The following is a 12,245-nucleotide window of genomic DNA, read 5'->3' as shown; positions in this document are numbered from 1 at the left end:
CATCGCGGTGATGGGGAGGCGGCGTTTTCAGGAGTACTCAGCTAGTGAGTGCTTAGTGCCCGACGTGTGCTTCCTCGCGCATGCGCTTGACCATGTGCGGGTAGTGCAGCTCGAAGGCCGGACGCTCGGAACGGATGCGCGGCAGGGATACGAAGTTGTGGCGCGGCGGCGGGCAGGAGGTAGCCCACTCGAGGGAGTTGCCGTAACCCCACGGATCGTCCACGGTGACGATCTCACCGTAGCGCCAGGACTTGAAGACGTTCCACACCAGCGGGATAACCGATGCGCCGAGAACGAAGGAGAAGATGGTGGAAATCTGGTTGAAGACCGTGAAGCCATCAGACTCCAGGTAGTCAGCGTAACGACGCGGCATACCCATGTTGCCCACCCAGTGCTGAACCAGGAAGGTGCCGTGGAAGCCAATGAAGGTCAGCCAGAAGTGAATCTTGCCCAGACGCTCATCCAGCATGCGGCCGGTCATCTTCGGGAACCAGAAGTACAGACCACCGAAGGCGGAGAAGACCACGGTACCGAAGAGGGTGTAGTGGAAGTGAGCAATCAGGAAGTAGGACTCAGCAAGGTGGAAGTCCAGCGCCGGAGAGGCCAGCATAATACCGGTCATACCGCCGAAGAGGAAGGTAGTCAGGAAGCCCATGGCGAAGATCATTGGGGTATCCCAGGTGATATGACCCTTCCACATCGTGCCGACCCAGTTGAAGAACTTCACGCCGGTCGGAACCGCAATGAGGAAGGTCATGAAGGAGAAGAACGGCAGCAGGACGGCGCCGGTCACGAACATGTGGTGAGCCCACACAGCCATGGACAGTGCACCGATGGCCAGCAGAGCGAAGACGAGGCCAATGTAGCCGAAGACCGGCTTACGGGAGAAGACCGGAACAATCTCGGAGATGATGCCGAAGAACGGCAGTGCCAGGACGTAAACCTCCGGGTGGCCGAAGAACCAGAAGAGGTGCTGCCACAGGATGCCGCCACCGTTGGCGGAATCGAAGATGTGGCCACCCAGCTTGCGGTCATAGAGAACGCCCAGCGCTGCGGCGGTCAGCAGCGGGAAGATCATCAGCACGATGATGGAAGCGGTGAAGACAGCCCAGGTGAAGACCGGCAGACGGAACATGGTCATGCCTGGCGCACGCAGGGTGAGAACCGTGGTGATCATGTTGATGGCGGAAGCAATGGTACCGACACCGGTAGCACCCACACCAACAATCCACATGTCAGCGCCGATGCCCGGGGTGTGAACCGAGTCAGCCAGCGGCACGTACATGGTCCAGCCGAAGTCAGCAGCACCGCCCGGGGTTAAGAAGCCCGCGAGCATCACGATGCCGCCGGTCAGGGTAATCCAGAAACCGAAAGCGTTCAGACGCGGGAAGGCCACATCCGGTGCACCAATCTGCAGGGGCAGAACGTAGTTACCGAACGCCCACACCACTGGTGTTGCAAACAGCAGCAGCATAACGGTGCCGTGCATGGTGAACAGCTGGTTGAACTGCTCGTTGGACAGGAACTGCAGTCCTGGGGTGAAAAGCTCAGCACGAAGAAGCAGAGCCATAAAGCCACCGAGGAAGAAGAAGCTGAAGGACATGATCATGTACATGATGCCCAGCTGCTTGTGGTCGGTGGTGGTTAGCAACGTCCACGCCTTGGAACCGGTCTTTGCATTACCAGTCGGCTCCGGACGTGTAGGCGCGACGTAATCGTCGAGCCGTGGCGCCACAGCGGTCATAAAATCCTCCTGAAGAACAAGCGTTTAACCACATCGGTATCACGCGTTTTCACGCGCCACACGCTCAGCGATCAAACACCTAGGTTTACTCGCATTATATTAGGCCACCTCAGGGCCAAATTTCCAGCGCTCTGTTATTTTCCACCGCCCTCGCTAGCCCCGTTTGGAGCAGATAACCCCTTGTACGCGGCCGACCCGCCGCAGCGCACCTTAACGCTCGGTGATATAGAACACAGAAGGTCGGTGCTGTAGGCCCCGGAAAGCCAAAAACGCACCCCCTGAAAGAATCAAACTTTCGGTTGATCCTCTCGGGAGGTGCGCGGTACCGACAGGGAGGGCTTAGAAGTCCCAGTCGTCGTCGGTGGTTTCCTCGGCCTTGCCAATTACGTAGGAAGAGCCGGAGCCAGAGAAGAAGTCATGGTTCTCATCGGCGTTCGGAGACAACGAAGACAGGATCGCTGGGGACACGCGGGTTTCATCCGCGGGGAAGAGACCTTCGAAACCTAGGTTGTTCAGCGCCTTGTTGGCGTTGTAGCGCAGGAAGCGCTTCACATCCTCGGTCCAGCCCAGTTCATCGTAAAGGTCCTCGGTGTAGTCAATCTCGTTCTCATAGAGATCGTAGAGCAAGTCGAAGGCATAGCCCTTCAACTCTTCCTGCTCCGGCTCCGAAAGCTCCTTGTAGCCCTGCTGGAACTTGTAGCCGATGTAGTAGCCGTGAACGGCCTCATCACGAATAATCAGGCGGATGATATCGGCCGTGTTCGTCAGCTTTGCTCGCGACGAGAAGTGCATCGGCAGGAAGAAACCAGAGTAAAAGAGGAAGGATTCCAGCAGCACGGACGCTACCTTCTTCTTCAGCGGGTTATCTCCCTCGTAGTAGGACATGACGATCTTAGCCTTGCGCTGGAGGTTTTCATTCTCCTCAGACCAGCGGAAGGCGTCGTTGATCATGGGGGTCGACGCCAGCGTCATAAAGATATTGGAGTAGGACTTCGCGTGGACGGACTCCATAAAGGCGATGTTGGTGTACACGGCCTCCTCGTGGGGCGTGACGGCGTCGGGAAGCAGCGAGACCGCACCCACGGTGCCCTGAATGGTATCGAGCAGGGTGAGGCCAGCGAAGACGCGCATGGTGGTCTCCTGCTCCTTCTCCGTCAGCGTCTTCCAACTCGGGATGTCGTTGGACACCGGAACCTTCTCCGGGAGCCAGAAGTTACCGGTCAGGCGATCCCACACCTCAAGGTCCTTCTCATCCGGAATGGTATTCCAGTTAATTGCTTTCACCGGAGCCTCGTGGCTAGCGATGTAATCGTCGTACTCGTGAGACACGCACGTCACCTCGTCTTGCTAGTAATTTTGGGGTTCGGTGCCATCGTACCCGCTAAAATTAGGGGCCAAAATTCCAGCGTGTTTTATACTTAAGTCCTGTTCTCATGACCCCAAGTTTCGATGGAATGACTGACTCCTCCGCTCCCCTCCTCAGCACCGTGCTCGACGCATTGGGCACGGACATCGTCAGCGGCACGCTGGCAGCCGGTGATCGATTTACGCTCACTGATCTCTGCGCGCGTTTCGGTATTTCCCGAACCGTAGCCCGCGAAGCCATGCGCGCGCTCGAGCACCTAGGGATGGTCTCCTCGTCGCGCCGAGTAGGTATTACAGTGCTCCCCATCAGTGAATGGGCGGTCTACGATCCCGCAATCATTTCTTGGCGTTTAGGATCCGAGAAATCGCGCGATAGCCAGCGCACCTCTCTTAATGATCTGCGTCTCGCCATCGAGCCTGTCGCCGCGGGCTTAGCCGCGCAGCACGCTTCCCCAGAAGATAAGGAAGAGATTTTGGACCTGGCCCACCGCCTTCAGGTCACGCCAACGCGGCGCGTGGGCGAGCACCTCGCCACAGATCTGCGCTTCCACGCCATGGTTCTCCATGCCTCAGGCAATGAAATGTTCACTGCGCTAAGCCCCTATCTCCTATCCATGGTGCGCGGGCGCTCCCTCTATGGTTCCCGCAAGCGCAACCCCACGGCCGGCACCGCACAGCTCCACCTCGATCTAGCGGAGGCAATCCACCGCGGTGACTCCCCCGAGGCAGAAAAAATCGCACGCGCCATTCTCATTGAGGCGCGTGCGAATAAAGACTAGAGCATGCAGGAAACGCAGCCCTCAACCTCGGTTCCCTCCAGCGCCATCTGGCGCAGGCGGATGTAGTAGAGAGTCTTAATACCCTTGCGCCAAGCGTAAATCTGAGCACGGTTGATATCGCGGGTAGTGGCGGTGTCCTTGAAGAACAGCGTCAGCGACAGACCTTGGTCAACGTACTTCGTGGCCTCGGCGTAGGTGTCGATGATCTTCTCGTAGCCGATCTCGTAGGAGTCCTTGAAGTACTCCAGGTTGTCGTTGTCCATGTGCGGCGCCGGGTAGTAGACGCGGCCGATCTTGCCTTCCTTACGAATCTCAATCTTAGAGGCAATCGGGTGGATCGAAGAGGTCGAGTTATTGATGTAGGAAATCGATCCGGTCGGCGGCACCGCCTGCAGGTTGCGGTTGTAAATGCCGTGCTTGGCGACGTCCACCTTCAGCTGCGCCCACTCCTCTGCCGACGGGGTGTGGATCGAGGACTTGGCGAAGAGCTCCTTGACCTTCTCCGTACGGGGAGCAAAGTCAGCCGGATCATAGCGGTCGAAGAACTCGCCACTAGCGTAGTCAGACTCGGGGAACTCGCTGAAGTACTCGCCGCGTTCGCGGGCCAGCTTGTTGGAGGCGCGCAGCGCGGCGTACATGATGGCGGCGAAGTAGGCGTTGGTGAAGTCCAAGCCTTCCTCGGAGCCATACTCAATGTGCTCGCGGCCGAGGTAACCGTGCAGGTTCATCTGGCCCAGGCCAATGGCATGGGAATCATCGTTGCCCTTGCGCACGGAAGGAACAGAGTTGATGGCGGTCTTATCCGACACCGCGGTCAAACCACGGATAGCAGTCTCCACCGTCAGCGCGAAGTCCGGGGAATCCATGGTGGCGGCAATGTTCAGGGAGCCAAGGTTGCAGGAAATATCGCTGCCCAAGGTCTTGTAGGTGAGGTCCTCGTTGAGCTCCGACGGGGAGTTGACCTGCAGAATCTCCGAGCAGAGGTTCGACATGTTGATGCGACCGGTCTTGACCGGGTTCGCGCGGTTCACGGTGTCCTCGAACATGATGTACGGGTAACCGGATTCGAACTGCAGCTCCGCAACGGTCTGGAAGAAGTGGCGAGCGTTGATCTTCTTCTTGCGGATACGCGGATCCTCGACCATCTCTTCGTAGTGCTCAGTAACGGAAATATCGCCGAAGGCCTTGCCGTAGACGCGCTCGACATCGTACGGGCTGAACAGGTACATATCGTCGTTGTTCTTCGCCAGCTCGAAAGTGATATCCGGGATCACGATGCCGAGCGACAGTGTCTTAATGCGGATCTTCTCATCCGCATTCTCGCGCTTGGTGTCGAGGAAGTTCATGATGTCCGGGTGGTGCGCGTTGAGGTAAACCGCACCAGCGCCCTGGCGAGCGCCCAGCTGGTTCGCGTAGGAGAAGGAATCCTCCAACAGCTTCATCACGGGGATGACGCCGGAAGACTGGTTCTCAATGTGCTTGATGGGCGCGCCAGATTCACGGATGTTGGACAGCAACAGGGCCACGCCGCCGCCGCGCTTGGACAGCTGCAGAGCGGAGTTAATGGAGCGGCCGATGGACTCCATGTTGTCCTCGATACGCAGCAGGAAGCAGGACACCAGCTCGCCACGCTGAGCCTTGCCGGCGTTAAGGAAGGTCGGGGTAGCCGGCTGGAAGCGACCGGTCATGATTTCATCTACAAGGTGCTCAGCCACCTTGGTGTCACCATCCGCCAAGAAGAGTGCGGTCATGGATACACGGTCTTCGAAGCGCTCGAGGTAGCGGCGGCCGTCGAAGGTCTTCAGCGTGTACGAGGTGTAGTACTTGTAAGCACCCAGGAAGGTCTTAAAACGGAACTTGAAGGCGTAGGCGCGCTTGAACAGGGATTTAATGAAATCAAAGTCGTACTGCTCGAGCAGTTCCGGCTCGTAGTACTTGTTGTCCACCAGGTAGCGCATCTTTTCTTCCAGATCATGGAAGTAGACGGTGTTCTGGTTGACGTGCTGGAGGAAGAATTGGTTCGCGGCCTCGCGGTCCTTGTCGAACTGAATCTTGCCGTTCTCGTCATACAGGTTCAGAAGTGCGTTGAGCGCATGGTAATCCAGCTGCTCCTCTGGCTTCACAGGTTCAGCGACGGTCTTACCCAATTGCGTGGTCACGACGTTCACGGGCCTTTCTTTGCTATGGCGAAATGGAGAGACAAAATAATAGAAATGAGGCTTTAGGCGGCTAAACCTAAAGCGGCCGCGTTGGCCAAGAGGCCTTCACGGCAAATTGTGACATCTTCCTCGGTTCCGAGAAGCTCGAAGCGGTACACATAAGGAACCTTACACTTGGCGGCGATAACGTCGCCCGCCTTACCAAAGTCACTGCCGAAGTTACTATTACCTCCGGCTACGACAGCACGAATAAAGCTGCGGTTGTGCTCGTCATTGAGGAAACGAATGACCTGCTTGGGGACAGGCCGGGTGTTCCGCCCGCTCATCGACGCCCCTCCCCCGTACGTCGGACAAATCAAGACGTAGGGTTCGTTCACGGTGAGGGGCTCGTCATTAAGACGCAACGGGATGCGGGCGCTGGGAAGGCCGAGCTTCTCGACGAAGCGGTGGGTGTTTTCCGTAGCGGAAGAGAAATACACGACCAACATGGCTGCACCCTAGGCGCTCGCCGCCATGGCAGAGAGAGCCTTGATGCGGTCGGGACGGAAGCCAGACCAGTGCTCGCCGTGAGCTTCAACGACCGGCGCCTGGACGTAGCCCAGAGCCATGACGTAGTCGCGGGCATCATCATCCATCGAGATATCCACCGACTCGTATTCGAGACCAGCACGGTCGAGAGCCTTCTTGGTGGCGTTGCACTGGACGCAAGCGGGCTTGGTGTAGAGGGTGATGCTCATGTGACGTTCCTTTGGCTTCCTTCGGCGCTACACGCGGAGTGACTGTTGAATTCGATACGAGCAGAGCATCGAGCAGCTCTGCTTTTAAGCTCTGAGCAGCGATATAGAACCGCCGCTCAAGCAACATCAACGACACTATACTTTGTGCCAGAAACCCGCAACTAGCACCACATGTAGTAGTTACAAGGGTGGTATTCCCAGGATGTAACCCGACTCGACCCCACATGTTGACACCCCATCACTCCGCCCACTGCCACGGCGGTAACTACACGAGTGATATTCCCTGCGCGTTTACCAAAGATTCACTTAGTTTGTGACAAACACCACCCGGGGGCCTGGTTTCGCCTCTCGCACATCCACACGAAATGTCCCTTAAGCTCACAGGACTTCGGAGAATAAAAGAAACCGCCCCGCTCCAGCAGGCAAAAAGCGTGCTAAAGCGGGGCGGTAATTAAGTCCGTGCGACTTAGCCCTGGCGAGCCTTGAAGCGCGGATCCTTCTTATTGATCACGAAGACCTTACCGTGGCGGCGAATAACCTGGGCGCCCGGCTTCTTCTTCAGCGACCGAAGCGACTTGCGAACCTTCATCGGGCGCTCCTTTCGTTATGCGCAATCTTGATGCGATTGATTAGTTCAAAGCACAGCTGGGAATACACCCAGCAATGACACGAGGAAAAATGTTACCCCACGCGCGCGTCATAACCAAAACACTCAGCTTTCGGAGTAGCGGGCGCGAAGCTGCTCGGCAACATCCTCGAGGCTCTCCCCCGCCGTTTCCGGAACGAGTGCGCGGGTATATCCCACCGCGACGAGACCTAAGACCGCGAAGATTCCGAAGGCCAGCGAGCCGCCGAGCCACTCGACCACCGGCAAGAAGAACTGCGCCACCGCCCAGTTACTCACCCACAGTGCCAGCCCAGCAATTCCCATGCCCACGCCGCGGACCTCTGGCGGCACGATTTCTGACATGAGCAACCACGTGGCCGGGGAGACTGCCGCCTGCTGGAAGGCAATGAACGCCGCCATGCACGCTAACGACAGCAAGGCCAGCGGAATGGAGTCATGGGCGAAGTGATAGGCCACCGCGAGGACCACGAGCGAGACGACGTTTCCTCCTAGGCCTGCTAGCAGCAGCCGGCGGCGGCCCAGTCGGTCTATCACGCGCATGCCTACGAGGCACGCTACGACGGATACCGCACCGATCACCATCGACGTATACACCGAGTTGGTAGTGGAGATACCCACCTGGTTCATCATCGTGGGCGCGAAGTACACAATGGCGTTCACACCCGTAATCTGCTGAGTCACCCCCATGAGCATGGCAAGCGCGATGGCCCAGCGCATCCAACGGTGGCGTCGCAAAGCTCGCCATTCACCCGTGCTCGGACGTGGACTAAGCTCCAACTCCGCTCCCTGCGCGCCGACCCGAGTACCGACCGCGGCAGCTTCACGCGGTCGCCCTTGTGCCGCGAGCCATGCCGGGGTATCGGGCAGGAAGACCATGCCGAGCGCCAGCGCCGCGCCTGGGACCGCGGCCAGCCCCAGCATCCAATGCCAGCTGCCGCTCGCAGCCAACAGCGAGTTCACGCCGTACGCCAGCAGCTGCCCGACGACGATCATGAGCGTATTGAGGGAGACCATCCGGCCCCGCACAGCCGCCGGGGTGATTTCGGAGATGTACATCGGGGAGACGATCGACACAGCACCTACCGCCACGCCGAGGAATGTACGGGCAGCAGCGAGTTCAGCGGCCGAGCTTGCCAGCGCGCACCACACGGAACCAGCCACGAAGATGAGTCCACCGGCAATGAGGGTGCGACGCCGCCCGATCATGCTCGCCACACGCCCAGCGACCAGCGCGCCGACAGCCGCTCCAACCAACAGCATCGAGGTCACAAGCCCCTCCTCGTGGGCGGACATGCCGAATTCTGGCCCCACGAAGAGCAGGGCACCGGACATCACTCCGGTGTCATATCCAAAGAGCAGGCCGCCCAGGGCGGCTACGCCTGCGACCATCATGACGTACGTATCTTTGTTCACGGGTTCCTATTGTCGCAGGCGGCTACCATGGTCGTCATGTCACATGAATCCACAGACCTCCAGCACGACATCATCAAGGCCCTCGGCGTGAAGCCCCGTATCGATCCAGCAGAAGAGGTAGAGCGCCGCGTCGCCTTTTTGGTGGACTACCTACGCACCACCGGTGCGAAGGGCTTTGTTTTAGGTATCTCTGGTGGCCAGGACTCCACCCTGGCAGGGCGCTTGGCACAGCTGGCGGTGGAGCGCGTCGACGGGGCGCACTTCTGGGCCGTGCGCCTTCCCCACGGAGTGCAGGCCGACGAGGATGACGCACAGATCGCTCTCGACTTCATCGAGCCTGACTACTCCCTCACCGTCAACATCGCGGAGGCCACCGCGGCTCTCGACGGCGCCGTGGCCAACGCCCTGCACCAGGATTCCTTGGGTGACTTCAATCGAGGCAACCTCAAGGCTCGCCTGCGCATGTCTGCGCAATACGCGCTGGCCGGCGAGGTCGGGGCCTTGGTTATCGGTACCGACCACGCCGCTGAAAACGTCACCGCCTTCTTTACCAAGTGGGGCGATGGCGCCGCCGACGTCCTCCCCCTCGCCGGGCTTAACAAGCGCCAAGGTGCTCAGCTCCTCGAGCACCTCGGGGCCCCTGAATCCACGTGGAAGAAGGTCCCCACCGCTGACCTTGAGGATGACCGCCCCTTGCTTTCCGACGAAGAAGCACTCGGCGTCACCTACGCCCACATCGATGACTACCTCGAGGGCAAGGCAGTGCCTGACGACGCCCGCGAGCGCATCGAAACCCTCTGGCGCCGCGGCGGCCACAAACGCACCATGCCACCGGGTCCTACCAGCGCTTAAGGTTCCACGCCCCTCCTCACGGGGCTTTTCCCGCCCCGTTTCCGCACCCAGCAATTGCGCCTGAGGCCAGCGTTTCCCCGCATGCCAGTGGTATTTCCTCCGCGGCGATGGACTTTCCCCCTTCCAATAACGCGAGTCCGTTGACCCCAACACCTGTCGCGTGCACAGTCCCGTGCGCTCCTGACAAACGGTCTTGCGTCCAAAACCTCTAGCGCACAAAGCCCCAGACCCATAACTGGCACTTAACCCCTCCACCATGACACGACCCCTCTAACCTGGGTGTTTGTTCTTCCGGTTGCGGGGTACATAGACCTGTTTTAGTCTCTGTGGCCATGGGGGATATTGAAACCTACATCCGCCTTCGCAACTCGGGGATTGCACTGGTGGAACATATACCTGGCACACCCGACGAGCTCCGCGCGCTCGGAGCTTCTGCCTCCGATGCCGCCGAACTAGCAGCACTACACCAGGTCTACTTCGGCCCCACCCGCTATACGGGTAAACAACGCAAAGCCCGCCAAGCAGCACTTGCGCAGAAACACAGCCTCGGCACCCTCACACTCATCGAAACCTACACCGCGAAGGTCAAAAAGACCCTCGACGCCTGGAACCTAAGAATCAAACTCGCCGCCACACCCGCACACCGCATCCGACACGTTGCCACCGCACGGCTAAAAGAACTCCAAGCCAAACGCACAGCCAAACCAGGCGTGCGCATTACCTACAGAGCCGAAGGACCCAACACACTCTCCATTACCGACGATGCGACCACCATCGCCAACATGCGCGGCGTCTTAGAATCCACCAACACCGACCTACTCCAAGCCGCCAACGACGTTTTCTTCAAAGAAGGCACCGGTTCTAAACCCGCGGTGCGCACCCAAGTCATCGTCACCCTGAACGAGCTCGACCAGATCATCAACGGCGAGGGTGATGACATCAAGCTCAACCTCACTAACGGCGGGCGCATGACCGGGGCAGAATTCTTGACCCACAAGTTTGCCGAAATCGGCTACGCCACCCTGGTGCATCCCCTCGACGGGCCCATCAACACCTGGCGCCTATCACGTGGGGCAAACCTCAACCAACGGCTTACCCTGCATGCCGAATTCCACACCTGCTCAAGACCAGGGTGTAATAAGCCAGCGGATTACTGCCACGTCCATCATTTGGTGCCCTGGCAGGCAGGTGGCTACACCAACATCAAGAACCTGACGTTCTTGTGTGCCTACCACAACGGCATTAATGATGATGACCCTTTAAGGCCTACCGGGCGCGGCTACATGTACCGGCTCAATACCGGGGTTAGCTTCATCCCACCCTGGGGTGCCCCAATTACCGCAATGCCGGAATACCAGGAAGCACTAGCCAGACTCAACACCGAACAAGCCACAGCACCAGCCCAAGGAGCTGCAACAACACCGGGCAAAGCCAGCCAAAGCCAAGCAGTACCACCCCAGCCACCACCCGACAGCAGCTAACACCCGCAGCCACCACACACCGCGACGACAGAAAGGACAAGACTCACCACCAGCGACAACACCGCCACCCGCCAACCACAACCAGGTTGCCGGGCATATCGGCGATCCTTGACCACGCTTCACGTGCTGCCCGCTGAGGGTTAAGCCCTTAAAGGGCGAAGCCCGACAACTCAACCATTGTTGACGGTCGAGCTGTCGAGTGCAACGCGAATTCCGAAGCTCAAAAGCGCACCCAGAGCTCCTTTTCCTTAAAACCCGGCAGAACCTTCGAGCGGTCATGCGCTCATCGCAATGCCTCAAGCGTGGCACGCGCAGCCCGCTCAAGCGGAGCGTAGTAGGCCGGACCATGCGTCATCGCGTGGACCGCAAGTGGGTGCAACTGATGCATCGGCACCCACTTCCGATACTCCTTACCCACCCCATAGCCCCGCAGTATCTCGTCATAGTAGGGCGTTCCAAACAATTCCAGCATGGCCAAATCCGTCCATGGATGTCCGCCGTGCGCTGCAGGGTCAATCATGACCGCCGTGTCCTCCTGGAACAACACATTCCCTGCCCACAAATCACCATGAATTCGTGCAGGCTCAACATCCCAGTCCACGGCGGCTATAGCTTCGGCCGCCACATTTACGCTGTCCCGCAGCCCCTCCGGAAGTCCTCCTAAAAACTGCACCACCCGCTGTTCGGCGTAGAACTCACCCCAGGCTTCGCGTGGTTCGCAGGGTTGCTCCACGCGCCCAATGAAGTTCGCGCCTTCCCACCCCTCTGGCGGTGCGCCGAAAGCCGGGGCTCCTGCCTGATGAACCTGCCGCAACGCTTCACCAAACGCCCGCGCTGCAGCAGCACTCGGTCGCGCCTGCGCTACTCGACGCGTACTAATCGTCGAACCTGTCAGCCCCGCAACTTCCACCACGACGTCCTTTCTTGCGGCCGCTAACCAGCGCAGGCCCGCAGCCTCCGCCCCGGCTTGATCGGCTCGTGCTACTGACTTGGTGAAAACATCCATGCCCCCAGCATAGAAAAAGGCCGCCTCTGCGAAAGAGACGGCCGATGGTGGAGCTAACGGGATTCGAACCCGTGACCCCCA

The 12,245-nt window shown here is 59.0% G+C and carries 11 protein-coding genes; 3 read left to right on the top strand and 8 right to left on the bottom strand.

What is annotated here, in order from left to right:
* Positions 1 to 52 precede the first annotated feature (52 nt).
* Both ctaD and nrdF read right to left on the bottom strand, forming a co-directional pair.
* Positions 53 to 1,744, bottom strand: a complete 1,692-nt coding sequence (ctaD, locus tag HMPREF2781_RS10680; RefSeq protein WP_070645904.1) for an aa3-type cytochrome oxidase subunit I — start codon at positions 1,742 to 1,744, stop codon at positions 53 to 55.
* A gap of 339 nt (positions 1,745 to 2,083) precedes the next feature.
* Positions 2,084 to 3,073, bottom strand: a complete 990-nt coding sequence (nrdF, locus tag HMPREF2781_RS10675; protein ID WP_070443354.1) for a class 1b ribonucleoside-diphosphate reductase subunit beta — start codon at positions 3,071 to 3,073, stop codon at positions 2,084 to 2,086.
* A 104-nt stretch (positions 3,074 to 3,177) separates the two neighbouring features.
* Between nrdF and HMPREF2781_RS10670 the strand changes: the two genes are divergently transcribed.
* Complete coding sequence (locus HMPREF2781_RS10670) at positions 3,178 to 3,888, top strand: FadR/GntR family transcriptional regulator (protein ID WP_070645902.1); 711 nt, start codon at positions 3,178 to 3,180, stop codon at positions 3,886 to 3,888.
* On the opposite strand, the gene nrdE is transcribed toward HMPREF2781_RS10670, so the two are convergent.
* From nrdE to HMPREF2781_RS10645, 5 genes are all read right to left on the bottom strand, one after another.
* Positions 3,885 to 6,047: a class 1b ribonucleoside-diphosphate reductase subunit alpha gene (gene nrdE, locus HMPREF2781_RS10665; RefSeq protein ID WP_012715276.1), complete on the bottom strand. Its 2,163-nt coding sequence runs from the start codon at positions 6,045 to 6,047 to the stop codon at positions 3,885 to 3,887. The two genes, HMPREF2781_RS10670 and nrdE, sit on opposite strands and share 4 nt — an antisense overlap.
* Before the next feature lie 62 nt (positions 6,048 to 6,109).
* Positions 6,110 to 6,535 (bottom strand): class Ib ribonucleoside-diphosphate reductase assembly flavoprotein NrdI, encoded by a 426-nt coding sequence (gene nrdI, locus HMPREF2781_RS10660; RefSeq protein WP_070645901.1) that lies wholly within the window; start codon positions 6,533 to 6,535, stop codon positions 6,110 to 6,112.
* Between the two features lie 9 nt (positions 6,536 to 6,544).
* Positions 6,545 to 6,784: a glutaredoxin-like protein NrdH gene (nrdH, locus tag HMPREF2781_RS10655; protein WP_070645899.1), complete on the bottom strand. Its 240-nt coding sequence runs from the start codon at positions 6,782 to 6,784 to the stop codon at positions 6,545 to 6,547.
* A 466-nt stretch (positions 6,785 to 7,250) separates the two neighbouring features.
* Positions 7,251 to 7,373: a type B 50S ribosomal protein L36 gene (gene ykgO / locus HMPREF2781_RS10650; RefSeq protein WP_003847162.1), complete on the bottom strand. Its 123-nt coding sequence runs from the start codon at positions 7,371 to 7,373 to the stop codon at positions 7,251 to 7,253.
* A 123-nt stretch (positions 7,374 to 7,496) separates the two neighbouring features.
* Positions 7,497 to 8,825, bottom strand: a complete 1,329-nt coding sequence (locus HMPREF2781_RS10645; RefSeq protein WP_070645897.1) for a sugar porter family MFS transporter — start codon at positions 8,823 to 8,825, stop codon at positions 7,497 to 7,499.
* Between the two features lie 27 nt (positions 8,826 to 8,852).
* Between HMPREF2781_RS10645 and nadE the strand changes: the two genes are divergently transcribed.
* Complete coding sequence (gene nadE, locus HMPREF2781_RS10640) at positions 8,853 to 9,677, top strand: ammonia-dependent NAD(+) synthetase (protein ID WP_070645895.1); 825 nt, start codon at positions 8,853 to 8,855, stop codon at positions 9,675 to 9,677.
* Positions 9,678 to 10,009: 332 nt separating this feature from the next.
* Positions 10,010 to 11,158 (top strand): HNH endonuclease signature motif containing protein, encoded by a 1,149-nt coding sequence (locus tag HMPREF2781_RS10635; protein WP_070645893.1) that lies wholly within the window; start codon positions 10,010 to 10,012, stop codon positions 11,156 to 11,158.
* 283 nt (positions 11,159 to 11,441) lie between these two features.
* Here the strand turns inward: HMPREF2781_RS10635 and HMPREF2781_RS10630 are convergent, their stop codons facing one another.
* The gene (locus tag HMPREF2781_RS10630; RefSeq protein WP_070645961.1) at positions 11,442 to 12,164 is read right to left on the bottom strand and encodes a fructosamine kinase family protein; all 723 of its coding nucleotides are present in this window, start codon (positions 12,162 to 12,164) and stop codon (positions 11,442 to 11,444) included.
* Positions 12,165 to 12,245: the final 81 nt, after the last annotated feature.

The sequence above is a fragment of the Corynebacterium sp. HMSC062A03 genome (assembly GCF_001811145.1).
In the GTDB taxonomy this organism is placed as follows: Bacteria; Actinomycetota; Actinomycetes; order Mycobacteriales; family Mycobacteriaceae; genus Corynebacterium; species Corynebacterium aurimucosum.
This window is presented reverse-complemented; position numbering and strand designations above follow the sequence as displayed.